Annotated in this window: 12 protein-coding genes; 3 read left to right on the forward strand and 9 right to left on the reverse strand. The window is 30.1% G+C overall.

Annotation, left to right across the window (positions count from 1 at the left end; genetic code table 11):
* The first annotated feature begins 2 nt into the window (after positions 1–2).
* From leuD to leuB, 3 genes are all read left to right on the forward strand, one after another.
* On the forward strand, positions 3–602 hold the full coding sequence (gene leuD / locus WG945_RS15695) for a 3-isopropylmalate dehydratase small subunit (protein ID WP_068450168.1): 600 nt from the start codon (positions 3–5) through the stop codon (positions 600–602).
* A 197-nt stretch (positions 603–799) separates the two neighbouring features.
* Positions 800–2320, forward strand: coding sequence for an alpha-isopropylmalate synthase regulatory domain-containing protein (locus tag WG945_RS15700; protein ID WP_068450170.1), 1521 nt, complete (start codon positions 800–802; stop codon positions 2318–2320).
* A 121-nt stretch (positions 2321–2441) separates the two neighbouring features.
* A complete protein-coding gene (gene leuB / locus WG945_RS15705) occupies positions 2442–3497 on the forward strand; it encodes a 3-isopropylmalate dehydrogenase (RefSeq protein ID WP_068450172.1) in 1056 nt (351 codons plus the stop codon).
* 74 nt (positions 3498–3571) lie between these two features.
* Here the strand turns inward: leuB and WG945_RS15710 are convergent, their stop codons facing one another.
* From WG945_RS15710 to WG945_RS15750, 9 genes are all read right to left on the reverse strand, one after another.
* Entirely contained in the window at positions 3572–5785 is a 2214-nt protein-coding gene (locus WG945_RS15710; RefSeq protein ID WP_068450174.1) for an endonuclease MutS2, read from the reverse strand.
* A gap of 12 nt (positions 5786–5797) precedes the next feature.
* Positions 5798–6541 (reverse strand): LytR/AlgR family response regulator transcription factor, encoded by a 744-nt coding sequence (locus tag WG945_RS15715; protein WP_068450176.1) that lies wholly within the window; start codon positions 6539–6541, stop codon positions 5798–5800.
* Between the two features lies 1 nt (position 6542).
* On the reverse strand, positions 6543–9383 hold the full coding sequence (locus tag WG945_RS15720; RefSeq protein ID WP_082864244.1) for a sensor histidine kinase: 2841 nt from the start codon (positions 9381–9383) through the stop codon (positions 6543–6545).
* Positions 9384–9518: 135 nt separating this feature from the next.
* The gene (locus WG945_RS15725; RefSeq protein ID WP_068450178.1) at positions 9519–10196 is read right to left on the reverse strand and encodes a putative metal-binding motif-containing protein; all 678 of its coding nucleotides are present in this window, start codon (positions 10194–10196) and stop codon (positions 9519–9521) included.
* A gap of 10 nt (positions 10197–10206) precedes the next feature.
* Positions 10207–10956, reverse strand: coding sequence for a prolipoprotein diacylglyceryl transferase (locus WG945_RS15730; RefSeq protein ID WP_068450180.1), 750 nt, complete (start codon positions 10954–10956; stop codon positions 10207–10209).
* Positions 10957–11198: 242 nt separating this feature from the next.
* Entirely contained in the window at positions 11199–13304 is a 2106-nt protein-coding gene (locus tag WG945_RS15735; protein ID WP_157603645.1) for a fibronectin type III domain-containing protein, read from the reverse strand.
* 11 nt (positions 13305–13315) lie between these two features.
* Complete coding sequence (locus tag WG945_RS15740) at positions 13316–18922, reverse strand: hypothetical protein (protein WP_068450184.1); 5607 nt, start codon at positions 18920–18922, stop codon at positions 13316–13318.
* A gap of 3 nt (positions 18923–18925) precedes the next feature.
* The gene (locus tag WG945_RS15745) at positions 18926–20179 is read right to left on the reverse strand and encodes a hypothetical protein (RefSeq protein ID WP_068450186.1); all 1254 of its coding nucleotides are present in this window, start codon (positions 20177–20179) and stop codon (positions 18926–18928) included.
* A 1-nt stretch (position 20180) separates the two neighbouring features.
* Entirely contained in the window at positions 20181–21878 is a 1698-nt protein-coding gene (locus WG945_RS15750; protein ID WP_068450188.1) for a hypothetical protein, read from the reverse strand.
* Positions 21879–21935 lie beyond the last annotated feature (57 nt).

The following is a 21935-nucleotide window of genomic DNA, read 5'->3' on the forward strand; positions in this document are numbered from 1 at the left end:
CAATGGCTTACGATAAATTTGAAGTACTTACAAGTACAGCATATCCTTTACCTACAGAGAATGTAGATACAGATCAAATAATTCCTGCTCGTTTCTTAAAAGCTACTGAGCGTAAAGATTTTGATATTAATTTTTTCCGTGATTGGAGATACAATGCAGACGGAACACCAAAAGCAGATTTTCCTTTAAATAAAGAAATTTATGCAGGTTCTAAAATATTAGTAGGAGGTAGAAACTTTGGTTCTGGTTCTTCTAGAGAGCACGCAGCTTGGTCTGTGTACGATTTTGGATTACGTTGTGTAATTTCATCAGCATTTGCTGATATCTTTAAAAATAACTGTTTAAACGTAGGGGTTTTACCTGTACAAGTTTCAGCTGAATTTGCAGATACTTTGTTTGCAGCAATTATGGCAGATCCTAAAACAGAAATTAAGGTTGATTTACCAAATCAAACAGTAACGTTACTTGCTACTGGAGAGTCTGAATCTTTTGTAATTAATACTTACAAAAAAGACAATATGTTAAACGGTTTTGATGATATCGATTACTTAAAAAACATCGAAAATGAGATTACCGCTTTTGCTGAAACAAGACCATTTTAGATTGTTATCATAGATAAACCTAAGAAATAATTAAATCTTTGATTACACTTTAGTTTTGTCTTTTCGATCAAAGGGAGAAATCACATAAAGTTTTATAATTTTGGTTTTTAACGTGATGAGATTTCTCCTAAAGTCTAAATGACAAGTTGATATAAATATTAAAAATGATAAATCACTTTTTTTTTACATTTGATTAAATGATAGGTAGAAAGATTGAAATAATGGATACGACACTGCGTGATGGAGAACAAACATCAGGAGTGTCGTTTTCAGTTTCTGAGAAATTAACAATAGCAAAATTATTGTTAGAAGAATTAAAAGTAGATCGTTTAGAAATTGCATCTGCAAGAGTTTCTGAAGGTGAATTACAAGCAGTTAAAAAAATAACTTCTTGGGCTTTAGAACAAAAATGTTTAAATAAAATAGAAGTATTAACCTTTGTTGATGGAGGGAAATCTATCGACTGGATGATAGATGCTGGTGCAAAAGTCCAAAATTTATTAACTAAAGGTTCTTTAAACCACTTAACCCATCAACTTAAAAAAACACCAGCACAACATTTTGCAGATATTAAAGCAAATATTGAATTGGCTGCTACGCATGATATTAAAACCAATGTGTATTTAGAAGATTGGTCTAACGGAATGCGTAATTCTAAAGAATACGTTTTTGAATATTTAGATTTTTTAACAGCTCAAAAAACAGAACGTGTATTATTACCAGATACTTTAGGAATTTTAACACACGATGAAACTTTTAAATTTATAACAGAAGTTCGAGAAAAGTACCCAACAACACATTTCGATTTTCATGGTCATAATGATTATGATTTGGGAGTTGCCAATGTTATGGAAGCTATAAAAGCTGGTGCAAACGGTTTGCATTTAACCATAAATGGGATGGGAGAGCGTGCTGGAAATGCTCCAATGGCAAGTGTTATTGCTGTTATTAATGATTTTTTAAAGGATGTGAAAATCACCGTAAATGAAAAAGCATTAAATAAAGTTAGCAAGCTTGTAGAAACCTTTTCTGGATTTAGAATTCCTGTAAACAAACCTGTTGTTGGTGCAAATGTATTTACACAAACAGCCGGAATTCATGCAGATGGTGATAATAAAAACAATCTTTATTTTAATGATTTAATGCCAGAACGTTTTGGTAGAAAACGTAAATATGCATTAGGTAAAACCTCAGGGAAAGCCAATATTCAGAAAAACTTACAAGATTTAGGGCTGAGTTTAAATGATGAAGAGCTTAAGAAAGTTACCCAAAGAATTATAGAGTTAGGGGATAAAAAAGAAGTTGTTTCTCAAGAAGATTTACCTTATATAATTTCTGATGTTTTAGATAGTGATGCTATTGAAAAGCGTGTAGTTGTAGAAAACTATGTTTTAGGTCATGCCAAAGGAATGAAACCCTCTACTACTTTACAGTTAATTGTAGAAGGTGTGCAATATGAAGCACATGCGCAAGGAGATGGACAATTTGACGCTTTTATGAATGCATTAAAAAAGCTGTATAAAACACATAGTAAGAAAGATTTACCAAAGTTGATTGATTATGCAGTAAGAATTCCTCCTGGAAGTCATTCTGATGCATTATGTGAAACAATTATTACTTGGAAATTAGAAGAAAAAGAATTTATTACTCGTGGGTTAGATTCAGATCAAACAGTATCTGCTATTAAAGCCACAGAGAAAATGTTGAATATAATATAATATAATATAATATAATACAATACAATCTGTCATTCCGAAGGAAGTATGACTGAAGGAATCTTTTTAATTATTAAAGAGATTGCTTCGTATCTCGCAATGACAAAAAATAAAAAATAAAACAATGAAATTAAATATCGCATTATTAGCAGGAGACGGAATAGGACCTGAAGTAATTGACCAAGCAGTAAAAGTATCTGATGCAATTGCTACCAAATTTAACCACGAAATTACTTGGAAACCAGCTTTAACAGGTGCTGCTGCAATTGATGCAGTTGGTGAACCTTATCCAGATGCAACACATGATATTTGTGTCGCTTCAGATGCTGTTTTATTTGGTGCAATTGGGCATCCTAAGTATGATAATGATCCTTCTGCAACGGTTCGTCCAGAACAGGGGTTGTTAAAAATGCGTAAGAAATTAGGTTTATTTGCCAATGTAAGACCAACCTTTACATTTCCATCTTTATTAGATAAATCTCCTTTAAAAAGAGAAAGAATAGAAGGAACTGATTTGGTTTTTTTACGTGAATTAACTGGTGGTATTTACTTTGGAGAAAAAGGTAGAAGAGATGAAGGAGAAACTGCATTTGATAACTGTGTATATACAAGAGCTGAGGTTCAAAGATTAGCTATAAAAGGTTTTGAGTTGGCTATGACTCGTGGTAAAAAATTATGTTGTGTAGATAAAGCAAACGTTTTAGAAACATCAAGATTATGGAGAGAAACTGTACAAGCAATGGAAAAAGATTATCCAGAAGTTGAGGTTTCTTATGAATTTGTAGATGCAGTTGCAATGCGTTTGGTACAATGGCCAAATAGTTATGATGTATTAATTACAGAAAACTTATTCGGAGATATTTTAACAGATGAAGCTTCTGTAATTTCTGGTTCTATGGGATTAATGCCATCGGCTTCTGTAGGAACTGAAAATGCTTTATTTGAGCCAATACATGGTTCTTACCCACAAGCAACAGGATTAAATATTGCAAACCCAATGGCTACGGTTTTATCTGCAGCAATGATGTTTGAAAACTTTGGCTTACAAGAAGAAGGAAAAGCAATTAGAGCAGCTGTAAATAAAGCTTTAGATGCTGGTTTTGTTACTGAAGACTTAGCAGACGGAGGAAAAGCTTACGGCACTAAAGAAGTAGGAGACTGGTTAGCAGCAAATATCTAGTATTTGCTAGTTTAGATATAATTAAAAAAAGGTTCGCAAATTGCGAACCTTTTTTAGTTTTTAAATGTATGTTATTATTTTGTTTTTTTAGCTCTTTTTACCAATTCTAATTTATCTGTAGTTGTTTTTGTGGTAAAGAAACCATAATTAATAGTTACTTTTTTCTTGTCTATCATATCAATAGTTCCTACAGAATTAGAGCCAATAACTTTTACACTATCATTAATTTGATAAATATATTCAGATTTCTCTTTGGCTATTTTTGCGGCCTCTATTTTCTTTTCTTTTCTAACCTCTACTACTTTTTCTAATACTTCCTTTTCTACTTTTTTAATAATCTCTTGCTGTTGTTTTTCGGCAACTTTAGCTTTTTGTTTCTGAGCTTTTGTTTTAGGTGCTAAAGGAGTTTTCATTACTTGCTTAACCTTTAGGTCTGCAACCCATTTATTAAAATTAGTATTTAATTCTTTTTTATTGTTGGTTTGAAAATATTTATTAAGTAGCTCGTTTGTTTTTCTACCTAAAGTAAGCATCCTTTGGTTTTGGTCGTATAATTCTTGAAACCCAGATAGTTTATCTTGTACTTTTTGCTCTTTTTCTTGTAAATTATCTAGATGTTCTTGTCCTTTCGATTTTTGTTTTTCTAAATTATCAGAATGCTTTTGTAACCTATTACGCTCTTTTTGTAGTTTAGAAATTGTTCTATCTAAACGTACTTTTTCTGTTTCTACACGCTTTTTGGCTTTGTTGATAATACTAAACGGAATTCCGTTTTTCTGAGCAACCTCAAACGTAAAAGAACTACCTGCTTGCCCCACAAATAAGCGATACAAAGGTTCTAAAGTACGCTCATCAAATTGCATATTTGCGTTGGTAACATTCTCTAATTCGTTTGCTAAAACTTTTAAGTTAGAGTAGTGGGTGGTTATAATTCCGAATGCTTTTTTATAATAAAATTCCTCTAAGAAAATTTCTGCCAAAGCCCCCCCTAATTCAGGGTCAGAACCTGTACCAAATTCATCAATTAAAAACAAGGTGTTTTCTCCACATTTACGTAAAAAGTTACGCATGTTTTTTAAACGATAACTATAGGTGCTTAATTGGTTTTCTATAGATTGATTGTCTCCAATATCTGTTAAAACTGTATCAAAAATATAAGTTTGACTGCGTTCATCAACAGGAATTAAAATTCCACTTTGCAACATAATTTGCAATAGACCAATAGTTTTTAAAGTGATACTTTTTCCACCGGCATTGGGACCAGAAATAACAATAATTTGCTGTTTTTCATTCAGTTCTATACTTTGAGAAACGGTATGTAAATCTTGTTTTTTATTTTTTCTCCATAAAATGGGATGATACGCATTTTTGAAAAATATTTTTTTCTCCCTAGAAATTTTTGGCAAAACAGCATTCATTTCATTAGCATACTTTGCTTTTGCACCCACAACATCAATATGGATTAAAAAAGAAAGATATTCTTCTAATAAATATACATACGGACGAACGGTAGCTGATAATGCTCGTAAAATTTTTACAATTTCTTGCTTTTCATCATAAATTAAATTTTGATATTCTCTAGAGTACGCAAGTGTTGCTTGTGGCGCAATATAAACGATGTTACCTGATTTTGAAGAACCTAATAAACTACCAGCAACCTTTTTTCTGTGCATTGCAGAAACGGCTAAAACTCTTTGATTGTCTACAACGGTTTCTTTAATATCATCTAAATAACCAGCAGATATAGATTTAGACAAGGCACTAGAAAAACTTGCTCCAATTTTACCACGAACATTATTTATATCTTTTCTTATTTGCCTTAAAGAATCTGAAGCGTTGTTTTTTACTTCACCAGAAATATCAATAATTTTCTTTATTTCATCATCTATAAAAGTGGTGAATTCAATTTCCTGTGAAAGTTCGAAGAAAGTTGGGAATTGCACATTAAATTTCTTAAAAAACTTAATCAATTCGTTTACAGTTAAAGAAGTAGTGGCAATTTTTAGAAAAGCATCTGTTTCTACAAAACTATTTTCTATAGCTAATCGTTTTACATTTTCTGTAATATTATCGAAACTATGGTTAGGTACTCTGTTTTCACTTTCAAAAGAAGAAACGTATTCGTTAACCAAATACAACTCTTTAAAAAGTGCTTTTTTATTAACGATAGGCTCAATTTCAGTAACTTTTTCTTTACCTAAACCAGAGATGCAATACTCTGCAACATGCTGTAAAACTGTTGAAAATTCTAAATCTTGTAATGTCTTGGATGATATGTTATTATTCAAAAAAAATCGATTTTATTGCGAACACAAATCTATAAATTCTTTTCGTTTGGTTTTAGAAACTGGCACTCTTTTTTTGTTCTCTAAGATAATATATCCTTCATTTTCGAAATGACGCACTTTTTCTAGGTTTATAATATGAGATTTATGGCATTTGTAAAATAAATTATTCATCATTTTTTCGTATTTACCTATATTATAAGAGCTTACAATTTCTGTGTTGTCTATAAGATGAATCTTGGTGTAACCATCAAAGCCTTCTATATGTATCACTTCTTTTTGTGGAATAAAAGAAACACCTTTAATGGTTGGTATAATTAATTTATTAGAGTTGGAGTTTGTCTCTGAAATAAATTTTAAAAGGTTTGCATTTTTATCGTTTTCGTGTATTAAGGAGATATTTTCTTTTGCTTTGTCCACTGCTTTTATAAGATCATCGTCATCTATTGGTTTTAAAACATAACCAATAGCACATTTCTTAAAAGCTTCTATAGCATATTCACTAAATGCGGTAACAAAAATTACTTGAAAGTTAATTTCTCTTAGTTTAGACAACAATTCAAAACCATCAATTCTAGGCATTTCTACATCTAAAAATAAAATATCTGGCTGTTGTTTTTCGATACTTACAATTGCTTCTTCTGGTTTTTGGTAGGTACCAATTATGGCTATATCTGGAAACAAATTAGCCATCTTTTTTTCCAATCCTTTAAGGTTAGAAATTTCATCATCAACTATAATGGCAGTAATTGTACTCATTTTATTTGCTTTTAATTATAAAGGTAGATATGTTTCCTTTTTCATCATTTTTAGGGTGTAATTCTTTTGTAAAATACGTTATTTTCCATTCTTCTAAGGTATTTAAATACGTTAAACGTTGTTGTAAAACGTTAGAAGATTTTACTTTTTTACTTTTTGATTTTGTGTTTACAAAACCAACACCGTCATCAATAATTAAAACTTTATAGGTTAAAGTATCAATTTTTTTAAAATTGATGGTAACTGTGCCTGTCTCAAATTTATTAAATATTCCATGGTTAACAGCATTTTCTACAATAGGCTGCAATAGCATGGTAGGTATTTTCGTTTTGTTGGTTTCTAGAAGGTCATCTATATTAATTTTGTATTCTAATTGTTCTCTAAAGCGTAGTTTTTCAATTTCTAAATAATTGGTAAGTAGTTTAATTTCTTCTGTTAATGAAATGGTATTTTCTTTAGAAAGTTCGAAAAAGCGTCTAATTAGTTTAGAGAATTTAACTAAATATTTTTCTGATGCTTCAAAATTATTTTCATTAATAAAATATTGTATTGCAGCTAAAGAATTGAATACAAAATGAGGATTCATTTGAGAGCGAAGTGCCTTTAATTGAATCTCAGAAAGTTGTTTTTCTTGAAAAAGTTTTTTACTTTTTTGTTGTTGGCTTCGTTTACTTAAATACCAAACAGTTCTAAAAAATAAAGTGATTAAAGTTAAAAGGACAATACTTTTAAACCAAAGGGTTTGATACCATAAAGGAGATATGGTAAATTCAATTTTCTTTTTAAAATTTTGTGATTCAATTTTAAAAACATATTTATTAGGCTGTAAATTATTGAAATTAATAAGAGTAGTTTCTGTAGTTTGCCAATTGTTTTGAAGTGGTTCTAATTTGTAGTTATAACTAAAGTTGGTATTGTTTTCAGAAAAATCGATGCTAGAAACTGCAATGCTAACATTATTGTTTTCAGAGTATTTAAAAGCATGATTATCTTGAGTTACAACTTGGTTATTGTAGCTTAGTTTATCTATGTAAATATCTAACAATTGGTAAGGTGTTTCTTGCTTTTTTGGTAAAATAGCAATACCATTATTTGTACTTACAATAATGTCGTTTTTATAAATATAAATGTCATTTACTTGTAGAGAAGGGAGGCCATTGGCTAAGACTATTTCTTTTTCTAAAATATATGTATTATTACTCAATACATATTTTAAAATACCAGAATTGGTGGCTAACCAAATGTTTTTATTTTCTACAAAAGCATTGTTGACAATTAAAAACTCTGATTTAGGTAATTGATATATTTCATTTAAATTGGTAATAAAAGACCCAAAACCATCTGTATTTAGTAACAAATCTGTTTTAGAAACCTTTGTTATACTTAAAATAGATTTTGAAAATTTTTGTTGATTAAAAGAAACTTCACTTATAATTTCATTTTTAAATTTTTTCAAACCATTTGTAGTTGCGATTAAAATTTGTTGATTAAAAACAATTAAGTCATTGATGCCTCGTTGCATGTAACTTTTAATAATACTTAAATCTTGTTGATTAATTTTATTTATTCCTCCGGAATAATGACCATAGATGTAACCATTAAGGTATACCAGTTTTCTACCAATTTGATTACTGTAATATGGAGAATTTGAAAAATCAAAAACTTCTTTTTTTTGGTTCTCTCTTAGTCGTTTAATTTTGTTTTCAGAAATAAAAAACTCTGTTTTTAGACTGTCTAAATATATGGAACTAAATAAGTATTCTGTTTCTTTAACGTAAGGTGAGAATGTTTTTTTATCTGTATCATATTTAAAAAAACCTTGGTTATAAACGTTTGCAATAATGGCTCCGTTTAGATTGTTTGTTTTATAAACCTTTTCATGTTCAAAGGCATATTTAATATTTTTTTTAACTTTGTTAAGTTGATAAATTCCATTTAAAAATGTTGCAATCCAAATAGTTTCGGTTTTATCAATCATTGCAAAATGTGCATCTAATTTTTTAGGTATTAAAAATGTTTTTGTAATATGAAAATTAGCATCTAGGATACCTACAAAACCTCTACCAGCTATTTGTATTTGATTATTTATAAAATTTACTCTAGTATGTTGTGATTTTTCAATACCTATTTCATCTTTAAAATTACGCTTATAAAGTTTTAACGTATTTAAATTTAAAATTGAATATTCTTTGTCTGTTGTCCAATAAAACAAATTATCTGTTATTTGTCCTCGATAATGAATAGAAGTTAAAATGCTTTTAAGGTTGGCTACTTTTTTTATTTGTCCGTTTTTGTAGATTACTTTAATTGTATCTAGGGCGGTACCTGTTTCGAAAGCAGTAATAGTTGGATGTTTAATGTATAATGATGGCTTGTTTTTTAATGAATTATTTACATGTAATAAAGTCCATTTATTATTTATTAAATGATGCGACCTAGAATTACTTGTTAGAATAATTTTATTACCTATTTGACTGGTGTAGTTAGGTGTAAAAATTTCATTTTTTAATTCACTCTCAAAAGCATAGACACTATCGTTTTCTATATATCCTAATTTAGAAGTTTTGGATAAATACCATAATTTGCCATCTGGTGTGGGATGCATTCCCCAAATATCATTTGTAGATAAACCATTTCTAGTAGTAAAAGTTTTTAAAGTATTACCATTGTATTTTACTAAACCTTTGTCTGTTGCAAACCAAATAAAACCATTAGCATCTTGTATTGTTTTATAAACATGGTTACTAGGTAAACCTTCTTTAACAGTAATATTTGTGAATTGTTGAGAATAGGAAAAACTCCATAACATAATTATAAATAAAGTGATATGGAGTTTTAACATTACAATTCTAATTTCCCTTTTTCAAATGTGGTTATAGATTACTAATTTACAATAACTTTTTTTAGAAGAATATTTGTTTTGCTTGAACTTTAATGAGTTTTTTTAAGTCTAAATTATTTTCTAAAAGTAGCTCTATTATGTATTGTCTTCACCGTTACAATTACTATCAATTTTATCGTTTAAAATTTCTCTTGTATACGGGTGAATTTCAGCGTTGCTATCATCACAATCTAAATTATTAGTAACACCCTCTGTTGGCGAGATCTTTTCTGAACCATAGCCGTCTCCGTCTTCATCTATATAGTATTCGATAATGTCTGTAATACCATCGCAGTTATCATCAATTCCATTTTTAGGTATTTCTACAGCTTTTGGATGTATCTCGGAATCATCGTCATTACAATCTCCTGCAAACCAAGAATAATTGTCTGGCGCATTGGTATTGTTATCAATTTCAATAATAATTTTTGTATCGCTCCCAAAACCATCGCTATCTTTATCTACATAAAAAGTGTAGGCAAATTTTCCGTTACAATCTTCATCTATATCATTATCTGGTATTTCTGCTGCACCAGGGTATACATCAGCATTAGTATCATCGCAATCTGTATCATCCAATACATATCCTTCAGGTTGTTCGTTTTGCAATATAGAATTACCTGTTAAACCATAACCATCACCATCTGCATCTTTAAACCAAACACTGTTTTCTAAGTCACCTACTAATCCAGGAGAACAACCTGCTCCAATAATAAAAATAGCAGATATTAGAAGTGCTATTGGTATAATAGTATTTACAATTAATTTTTTCATGATTTTTAGTTTAAATAGTTATTTTTTTTGATTTTAATTTGAGATATAAATAAGCCGTTATGCTTATAAAAATAAATGCAATAAATTGAGAGTGTGATATGTAGTTTTGAATAATAAATCCTCTTAAATCTCCTCTAAAAAACTCTAATACACTTCTTGCAATTGCATATAGTATTACATAAGAAAAAAATACTTGTCCATCAAATTTCTTGTTTTTTTTAATCACAAAAAGCAAACTCATAATGATTAAAATAGAGATTACTTCATATAATTGAGTTGGATGTACCGTTACAGAATTTGTAGTTGGAAAACTAATTCCGAAATAAGAATGTGTAGGCTTTCCGTAACAACAACCTGCAAAAAAACACCCCATTCTTCCAATAGCATGCACAATTGTTGTAGTAATAGCTAGTATGTCTATTATAGGTAAAATAGCTATTTTATTTTTTTTTAAGAACCAAATAGTAACGACGATTATGCAGATAAAAGACCCATAAAAAACAAATCCACCAGAAAAAATATTAAATATACTTTTTGGATTTTGTAAATAATAAATTGGTCTTTCAAAAAATAAAAATAGTTTTCCACCAACAAAACCAGCTATAAAAATTAAATAGAAAAAGGTATTGGGTAAAATAAGATCTAATGTTTTTTTAGCTTGCCATTTTGTATATAAAACAGCTAATAAAGTTCCAAAAGCAATACAGAATGCATAGGTGTAAATAGTAATATTTTGATATTCTAATAGTTCTGGATACATTTTCTTAATTTTAATATTTAGTAGTTTTATTTAAACTTGACATAAGATAAAATCACTTTATTTGAATATATTTAGATTTATTTGATCTGTAACGAGACATTTATGGAGTCTTTGAGTTCATTAAAACAAAGCTGCTTTTGATTAAAGGAAAGAAAAACTCCATATCGTTTTTAAGGATATGGAGTTTTATGTGTATAGCTTTATAACTTATAAAGTAAAGAATGAATGTGATTTTAATTTTATCAATCTTTAGTAATTGATACTGTTTCACTAATCTTAGATTGTCCACCGTCTTTGGTAAAAGCTTTTACTGCATATTCTACCGTTTTTTCATTCTTAAAATTTTCAATATAGTTTAATTCGGTAATGCTTTTATATTGAACTAAATTCCCTTTTTTATTTTTTTTGTAAATAACAAAAAAAGTATTTTTATTTATTTTTTTATAATCCCACTTTAGGGTTATTGCTTCTTTATTTTTTAATATAGTTAAGTTTGTAACGGGATCTCTAAGGCCGTCATCATAAGGCTTTCCATAAACAGGATTTGCGTATTCAGAAAACAATTCACTATCATCTTTTGCTCTAAGGGAGTAATAGTATTTTGCTCCTTGTTTTAATTTTTCGTCTTTATATTTTGTAGCATTGTTTTCTATGTTTGCAAGTAATTCCCAATTGGCATCTATTTTTAATTTTCTGTATAAATAATGGTTTGCAACATCTTCACTTTTACTTAAAACAAAAGAGAGCTCAATATTATCTTTACCAACTTTTACTTTTTTGAAAACAGGAGTTGTTGGTGGTATAATATCTGGTCGTTTTACTTTAAGAATATCTGAATATTCAGATTGATTGAAATTGTAGTCTAATGCTTTAATTTTATAATAAATATAAGGAGTTAATGAATTAATGGTAACTGTATCTTTAAAAATGTTTTGAGCTTTTGTAAAGATAGTATCCTTTTCATGAAACCCTTCGTTAATTACAGAAAATTCATGTTCTGCGCTATTAGATCTATACAAACGATACCCCATTAAATCTCGTTCTTTATTTAAGTCTATATCGATGGTGACAACACCCAATGAATCTATTTTACCTGAAATAAATTTTGGTTTTAATGGAGGAATAGAGTCTATTATTGTTACTAAATAAGGACTAGAAGAGCTGATATTTCCTGCGGTATCTATTGCTTGAACAACATAATAATTGTCTTTTTCTTTGTTAAAGGTTTTATCGGTATAACTTTTTATGTTTTTTGGAAGTAATTTAGAATGCAAAAGTTGAAAATTCCCTTTATTTTTTTCTGATCGAGCAACCACAAAACCTTTTAAATCTGGTTGTTCTATTTGCATTTTCCATGCTATTTTTATCTCTTCAGGTTTTACATGTTTAGCCATTGTAATGGAAGGATTTACAGGAGGTGTTAAATCTCTCGGCATTCCTTTGGCTTTCCCAAAATACACTTTTTCACCAAAAGGATTCATTCCATAAAATTGATATTCGTAGGTTGTGTAATTAGTTAGATTGCTGTCGGTATAACTATTTCTTACAGAGTTTGCAGAAGAGTTTAAAACAGGATTTTTATTTAACAATTCAAAAACACCAGTTACATTGTTTTTTCTTTCAATAAATGCACCAGATACCATGTCATTTTCTTCCCAGATAAAGGTGAGTTTACTATCCCAAGTTTTTACAAATATTTCTCTGTTAATAGTTTCTTCTTCTTTTTTTATTTCAATTACAGATAAGGCTTCTTTAACGCTATAACCATCAATGGCTTCATTTAATGAGATACGATACACGTATTTTTTGTTTAATTCGGCTGTTTTATCAGTATAAGATAGCCCTAGTGCTTTAGCAACTTTGTTGTCTTTTATAGCATTCATAACAAAAAGTAAATAGGCAAAATCTTCTTTAAATTTTTGTTCTTTCATTTCTTTAATTCCTTTGTCAAAAGAAAATTGTCCTCCTGTCTCAACCTCTCGGTTATCATAAAATTCTTTTGCAAGATTTAAGTTTTTCTTTTCTTCTTCATTGCTAGTTGCAAGTGCCTTTTTCCAGTTCTCTTCTGTATAAGGAAAAACCTCATCTAATTTTTTGAACTTTAATTCTTCAAGAGAGAAAATAGAATCATTTAACTCTGCTCTTTCAACCAAAAAACCTTTTTTTAACCCTTGATACAATGCTTTGTTTTTATCAGGAAAGTAAATAAGTTCTAGGGCATTGTCTTTATATCTGTCAACAATATTTATATTACTAGAAGGGGTTATTTTAGCTTTTTCTTGAGCAATATAAGGCATGTACATGAACAAGATTAATAGTAATACGATGTATTTTTGTATGTGTTTCATTTTTATATTTTTTACTTACTAACACGTTTTTTACTTTTATCAGACTTTTTCTTAGCTTTATTTTTTTCTAAGATTTTTTTATTCTCAATTATTACTTTCTTTGCAATAGGAGAGACCTTCTTTTTTGTGAAAACAACTGTTTTTGGAGTGTTTGTGTTGTTTGGTGTAGTTTGCTCTTTAGTTAAAGAGACGTCTGCTTTAGAGGCTTCAATTTGTTTTATTGGACCTGTTCTAAATAGTTTCTCTTTGGTTTCAGTTACACTACTATTGTCAGATTTTTTAGCATTTACCCAAATGTTATTTATTTTTTCTTTTAAAGTTGCTGTTATAATAATTTTATAGGTTTTATTTAAATCGAGATTATTTACAAGTGGGGCAGCTGCCGGAGGTAAAGTTCCATAATTTGCAGTACCAGTTTCACCTTCTTCTTCATTATCGAGTTCTGTGTTAGATGTTGCTGATCCAGAATCTGTAGGGGCTGCAGGAAAACGAACTACCGTAGCTGTTTGTTTATTTTGTAAAGTATTACTAGAAAATACCCCCGCATTTAAGATAGAACCAGTACTTGTTACTGCAGCCATTTGCATATTGTTAATAGAATTTGGTTGGTTATTGTCTATTATAGGGTTTGCTATTTGTGTTTGCATATTAATGTTCTCATTAATATTTATAAAATCAATAGTATACAGTTCTTCTCCTAGGTTATTATTAGACATTATTAATGTTTTTCTATTAGGTTGTAATAATTGAGTGTTTTTAGGTATTTCTACATAAACTCCATTATCTTGTTCATCAACATACATTTTTACTTGACGTTCTAGTTTAAATATTCTGGTAACCACAGCTCCTGTACTTTGTTGTTCTCCAACATCAAATTCTTCATCTGGCGTTAAACCATATTTTATTGAAATAGGTTTTGTGATTTCGTAGTTATATATTAAACTACTAGGATCTGGTTTAATATATGTAATAAGTCTTTGTGCTTGGTCTGCGGCAGCATCTTGTTGTGTAAATATTTGGTTAGACGTTGGGTCTGTTCCGTTGCAATCGGTTCCCCAATCAAATTGTTTTTCAAAGCTTTTATTAACAAGATAATGGTATTGATAATGAGTACATGCTGTCCATTGTAAGGAATGTCTTAGATGGTAAGCACCACCATCTTTTTTACAATCTCCAAGTAAATGAATCCATGTTTTTATGCGTCCGATTTTAGCTTGTCCTCTAACTTCTCCTGCAACATACGTAGGCCCAGGAAATTTGCCTTCTAGCCAGCCACCAGCTTTTACATTAAGTAAATCCCAACGTTTAGAGTTTTTAGATACATAGGCATCTACAGCTCCATAAAAACCAACAGAGCCTCCTGCACGCCAACCATTTAATCCAAATTCTTTACTAGAATCTTTACAGTTTATTCCTGTTTTTTGAATCATACTTAAATTTAATTCTGCACCGGCAGCTACATCTAAATTTACGGAGTAGCCATTAATTAAATTTTGATTTAAATTTTTATCGAATTGAAAACCAACACCAAAAGCAAATCCTTTTCCAAGTGCCGAATTGTTATCTACTCCAGAACCAACAGGGATTCCTGGTTGATCTCCATTCCAGACACTTGCCCAACCATTCTTAAAGGTTTGTGTAAAACCAGAAGGTGTTTCTATATTGTTACCAAAAGTTAAATATTCATATAATGAAATTCCAAAAACTTCTACGGTATTTAAAGCAGAGGGTTGTCCAAATTTAAAATGCCATTTGTTTGTTGTTCCATTAATATCCACATTTAAATTTGCTGGATATGGAGTACTAATTACGTCCGTGTCTACCGAAGCATCTACATTCATAAAGAAATGTTTGTTAGGAAAGTTGTAATCAACAATTACATTACCTTTTACTTGTGCTTTGTCTCTTTCTGTTTGAGGTAATAAAGGGCCTCCTATATAAAAATCTCCGGTAAAACCAATATTTATCAATCCATCAGAAGATGAAAATTGACCATTTAAGCCCACATCTGCATTAAAAGACTCTACTTTTGCTGCGGCTCCAATTGTTGCTTCAACTTGAAAACCAAGGTTTCCTTTTTTCGGTGAAAATGAATAATGTGCTGGTGTTGATCCGCTACTTGCTACCAATGCTCCTTCCATATTTTTATAAGCACCACCTCCAAAGCCATAAAATGCAACTCCAGGTAAAAACGGAATTCCTGCAGAAAATTTAGCAGCTGCTTCTACACGCCAATATCTATATGTAGCTCCATTGTTTAAATAATTGGTATTTCCAAATTCTGCCAATGCAGTGATGCCAATACTTGGTGTTTTAAAGGATGCATTTAAAGTTCCTTTAAAACCGTTTCCGTAAACAGGATGATCATTTCTAAACGCTAGTGTTCCGTCTATAGAAACAGCAGGAAGATGCGCATAAATAGAAATATCATCAATACCAGTGCTGATGTATTTTGGCTTAAATTTTCCAACTCCAGAGCCTCCTGGGTTATCTTCTATAGCCATTTCTACAGCCATTTTGCTTTGTCCTCCAATATCTTCTGTTAAATTAAAAATAACATCAAAATTTAAGTCTCCATGTATAAGTTGATTGCCCGTGCTTGTTTTTTCATTAAAATCTATATTTTCTATAGTTACAGGAAAATTTGACATAAATTTTTGAGGACTTGCAAATGCCCAAGAACCTACATTAAAATTAAATTTATTGGTAAGACTAGAGTTGTAATTCATTTCTAGACCTTGGAAACCTAAATTCATATTTATATGTTTTACCGGGCCTAATTTTACATCGTCCCAAACAAAATTTCCATTTAAAGTTGATTGAAATGTTTTTTTGTTTTTATCTACATAGGCTACAATATTAGATGTTTGATCTAGTTCCATAGTACCTTTCATTAATGATGCATTGATAGGTCCGGTGGGTTCTATGGTTAATTGAAATGAAGGTGTTTGTGTTGCTGTTGAAAATAAAGCATTGTATTTAAGTGGGTTTTGAATGGAATCTGCTTTACTAATTGGCAAACCTATTTTACCTTTAACATACGCATCATGAAAAGAACTACTTCTTATATCTACATGTACAGTATCTATACTCGCAATTAAATCGGCAACATTAGCTCCTCTAAAGGCAGCAACATTTGTAGCTTCTGCTACTAAAGTTACCCCAGTGTCATTAATAATCATGTCATATACAGAAAGTGTAGGGGTTCCATCATTATTTGTTTGCCAAGAATCTGGCATTCCTACGGTAAGTTCTTCCATATGAAAACCTCTAAAAAGCATGGTGTTTTCTCCTGTATAATTCTCTGGAAAATCACTTGCAGTTTGTAAACTAATAGGGTTTAATGTGTCTGATAAATCAATTGAAATATTACCAGCCATAATAGTCATTCCTTGTGAGTCAACTAATTCAGATTTTTCTAAATTACCTGTTAAAACAAACGCATCCCAATCTTGTATAGTTCCTACAAAACTAGCTTTAGATCTAGAAGTGCCGTCATCTGGTACAGGAATAAACCAATCTCTTGTAAAAGAACTTACTAATTCTATTCCAATTTCAGAAAAACCATTTTCATCCCATTCTATATAACAACCATTTGAAGAATTAGCAGGACTAATAAAAGTAAAAGTTACTTTATTATTCATATTACCTATATTAACATTTTCTACCAACTCTAATCTTTCTGGCGGTGTTTCAACTGAATCTGGATGGAATTTAACATTTACTGCTTTAAAACCAATTAATTGAGGATCTTCTCCTGGTGCTTGCCAACTTGGAGGTGTATTTTTAGCGGCTACTAAATTAAATTCAGATAAATTACTACGAAATACTATTTCAGTAATTGCAAATTGATCTCCATTTGCATAATTAACACCTAAGGGGAGTTTTACAGGCTCCGTATTATCGGTTAAAGGACCATCAGGAATTGGAGCTTGTGGATCTATAGTAGGAGCATCTATTGAGGTTCCTGCAGTATTGTTGATCCATTCTACAGCATCACCTGAGGTGTTATTTGTCCAGTCAATTACATCTCCTACAACATCATTCCCCCAATTAGCTACAGAGGTAGCTACATTATTTGCAGTATTGTTATTTGCTATAATTTCTTCACCCCATGCCTGTGGATAAACAGGTGCAGGAGCATCATAAATTTCTCCAAGAATGTTTCCTGTTAATAAATTTTTATTTGTGTCTAACGTTATCGCATTAAATTTTACAGCAACTCTAGCGCCTAACCAATTTACATAAACATTTCCTTTTCCTGTAATTTTATTAGTAGCGCTATCTATGGCGACTTCGGTTACTTTTACTTCAAACTCATGATTTTGACCTGCATGAATACTCTCTCCAACTGCAATAACATCTGTGTCTGTATCGCTTGTGTTTAGGTTTAATAAGTTTTCTGGAACATCTATACAAAATTGTCTAACACATTGTCCGCCACTAATACCTGGCATTGGATTTATGGTGTAATTGATACAAATTTCTTCAGGAATTTCATGAGTATTGGTGTTGTACAAGTGCTCAAAAGCATTGTTTCCTAAAATAGATTCAGAAGCGTGATCTTCTCCCCAATTTATGGTTGCTTCTATGGTATAATTTTCAGAATTATCGCTATAGAGAGATTGACAATTAATTAAATAATCTCTTAATTGAGTTACATTGGTTAGACTCAATTTTCTGGGATAATTGTTCGATTCTAACTGCACGATTTCTACAACAGGTTGTGTTAAATTGTACGTATCACATTCACAATCTTCAACCGTTTGATCTGCTGCGGGAGTTATTGTAAAAGTTTGTGGAGGTACAAAGCCGTTAACGCCCTGTTGATATTGATTATCATTTGATGTGGATAACGCTTTTACACTCCAAACATATTGTGTAAGTTCATCGGGTGCATCAATATCTGATGGCCATGTAAATTGTGTTCCAACAAGAATTTCTTCTTCTATAATTGGTGTGTTTATATGAAAGGCTTGAGTTGCGGAAGATTGACCGCTATAAACCTCAGATATTGCAATAATGTATTTAACACCTAAATCTGCAGGTGGCATAGGTGTTACAGGTGTCCAATTAAAAGTAATTGTAGGTACTAATTGAGAATCGAAATTAACATTACTAATAGGATTTATAAGTTCTGGCATTTGGTATGCCGTCATTATCATTGGTTGACAAATAGGACTTGTAGGAGAACTTGTTAAAGGTAAGCCGGTATCTACATGAATTAGACTTAAACAAAACGAGTATTCGCCAGCAGGAAGCATTCCTGTTTGCAAAACCGTTTGCTCAAAACTATTATTTGTAAAATTAATAGCATTATAAGGAATAATTTCATCGGCAAGAAAAGTAACGGTTCCTAGTTCTAAAGTTTGTGTAATAACATTGTTATTTGTTTCAAACATTTTATTACCATCCTTATACATTTCTACTTTAATCTTATAATCAGGTTCCCAATCTGGATCTGTATTGGTAACGGTAAGTATTGCTAAATTGGTACGGTTTACCCATTCAGAAATTTCTGGTGTTGGGTTTGAATCTACATTTAACGAAACTTGTAATTGGGCTTTTGTGTTTAGAATAAGAAATAAAAACACTACGAGTATATAAAGTTTTTTCATGTCTTAATTTTTAACTGTTAAATTCACTAACTCTTCTGCCATCGCTTTTATGTCAGCGAGTTTGTCTTTTTTGATAATTTCTTCGGGGTTGCTTTTTATGGTTAAGTTTACCAAACTTTCAGCCATTGCTTTTATATCTGCTAATTGTTCTTTTTTTTCTTTTTCGCTGATATTATTTTCTGCATTCTTATTTTTAATCAAGACTAATTTTTGAGAAATATCCTTAATAGTTGCATAATTTATGTTTTGTTCTTTTATGGATAATGAATTATCACTTTTAGTATTGGTTGTTAAGCTTACTATGCGTTCTGTCATTTCATTAATATCTGCTTTTTCATCGATAAGTAAAACAGCATTTTCTGTTTCTTCTGAAAGTGAAGTACTATCTACTTGTTCTTCTTCTATTTCTATATTTTTATCTTCAACTTTTAACGTAAAAGTTTCTATATAAGAAAAACCATTTACTCCTGATTTATAAGGATTGTCATTAAAAGTTACTGGTTTTATACTCCAAACATACTGTGTGGTTTCATCTGGAGTATTTAAATCTAAAGGCCAATTAAATTGAGTACGCCCAATAACTTCTTCCTCAATAATTGGATAATTAACATGAAATGCTTGAGAAACAGATTGTCCGGGTTGTACTTCTGTAATTGCAATTATATATTTAACACCTAGTTGTGCAGGTGGAGTAGGCGATACAGGAGACCAAGTAAATAAAATAGTAGGAGCTAAGCTTGCTGTAATAGAAAAATTATCAATAGGAAAAAGAAGTTCTGGTAATTGGTAGGCTGTAATAAGCATTGTTCTACATACTTCTGCAGGAGTAGAAATTGTTTTACCATTAAGATCTATTAGAGAAACACAAAATGTGTACACTCCTGCAGGTAAAAGCCCTGTTTGAATCATTTTATTTTTAAAACTATTATTTTTAAAATTAATAGCATCATACGGTATTATTTCATCAGCTAAAAAGGTTTGTGAGCCAAGTGGTAGTTTTTGAGTCATTACCCCCATATTCGTTTCTAGAACCAACTCATTATCTAAAGATACTTTTACTTTTATTTTATAATCCGTACCAATAAGTCGTTCATCAGAATTAGTAACCGTTAAAATTGCTAAATCTGTTCTATTTGCCCATTCAAATAATTCTGGAGTGGGGTTAGAGCTGACATTTAAATTTACTTGTATTTGGGCATTAAGGGCTATTGAAACAAATAACACCAGTATAAAAATTATGTTTTTAGGATAGGTCATCTTAGAATTTTTTTAATAATGAAAGTTGTATTCTATTCTCTTTGGTTAAAGCATTTGGTCTGGTGCTTCCATAAGTATATTTGTTAAATCTATATGAGAATCTAAATTTTAATTTTTTGTTTATTTTGTAGTCAAATTTAAAGCGAGTACTTACTCTCTTATCTTTTGTAAAACCTTGATTTTTAATACTCGCTAGATTTAAGGATAAGGAAGGCGTTACTTTTTTATCAAATAATTTATAACTAATTGTTGTGATGTAATTTGTCATTATAAAATCACTAACAGGAGTTTCATTTTTTAAATTAAGTAACATTGTATTTATATTTAAAGGGATTTCTTTAAATAATAAATTATAGTTTAAGCTGTAACTTTTAGATTTTGAAGCAATAAAGACAGCAGTAGTAGTATCAAATTGATCAAAACTATTAAAGTTTGCATTTGCACCTATTTGATGATTAAATTTTTCTGTATCAAAACGGTAAGTAGGAGATAAGCTAAAAGAATTATTGACCATTTCTATTCTTAATAGATCTTCTGATATATTATTGTTAAACCCAAAATTAGCATAGCTTGTATTAAAAGAGAACGATTTACTAATTTGAGAGAAAATATTTACATTACTTATAATTCTTTTAGTACTTTGAAGTGTAGTGTTTTGTAGGTTATTGGTTCTAATACCAAACATTGCATTAATGTTTGTCTTTCCTTTAAATAGTTTAACAGTAGTTTTAAACTTGTAGTCTAAAATATCTTTTTCTATATTTCTAAAACCAGCAGGTACAAATCCTGGACCTATATATTTTACCTCACCACCTAAAGTCAATTTTTTTGATTTCCACTCTAAAGAAGATACGTGAGAAAAATCACCTTTACTAGAAGCATTAATTTTAATAATATCTTTAAAAGAATCTACAATATCATTATCTATATCAAAACTATTTAATAAATCACTTGTAAAAACAGATACTGCTGTTTCTGTTTTAAAGAAGATTTTTTTTCCAAATTTCACTTCAACTAAGGGAGATAGTGATATTCCTTCAATTGGTTTTGCGTCTATGGGTGTACTTAAAAGTGAATTAACATCGTCTTTAATTTTTACAATATTAATAGTAAATTTAGAACCTTCTATTTTACCAAATCCTATTCTTGCGGCAATTATTTTTTGCTCATACGCACCTACAATGTTAAACATAGTGTTTTCTTCAATAGCTCTTTGAGAAACACCATAATTGAACGAAAAGATAAATTTACCGGGGTTTAAGTCTATTCCCCCTCCAAATATATTAATGTCTCCAGTAGATAATTCTGAGTAATCTGGTGTATGTGTACCAATATGAGATTGAATCCATTTGTATTTAGGATGAATACTAATATTATTTCTAGGATTACTAATATAATCGATTAAGTTTTCATTTGGTACAGATGGTAGATTGTATAAAGTACTTTGATTTGTTATGTTTATACCAAACGGAATGGAAAGGTGTTTTCCTATTTGTAAAGTAGCATTTGCATTTAATCTAAAAAGGTCTTCTGGGTACCTTGCTCTAAAAGTTGGGTAGTTTTCTTCGGAATAATCATAGATATCATAATGTAAATCTATAGACCCAGATAAATTAACTTTAGGTTTTTCTTTTTCAGATTGAGCGTAAACTATAAGCGTTAAAAAAAAGAAAGTAAAAAAGAGTAACCTTGTTTTCATAATTATAGATTTATTATGTAGTAGAATGTGGTAATAATATGACTTAACTATTTTCCA

Source organism: Polaribacter atrinae, assembly GCF_038023995.1.
GTDB lineage: Bacteria > Bacteroidota > Bacteroidia > Flavobacteriales > Flavobacteriaceae > Polaribacter > Polaribacter atrinae.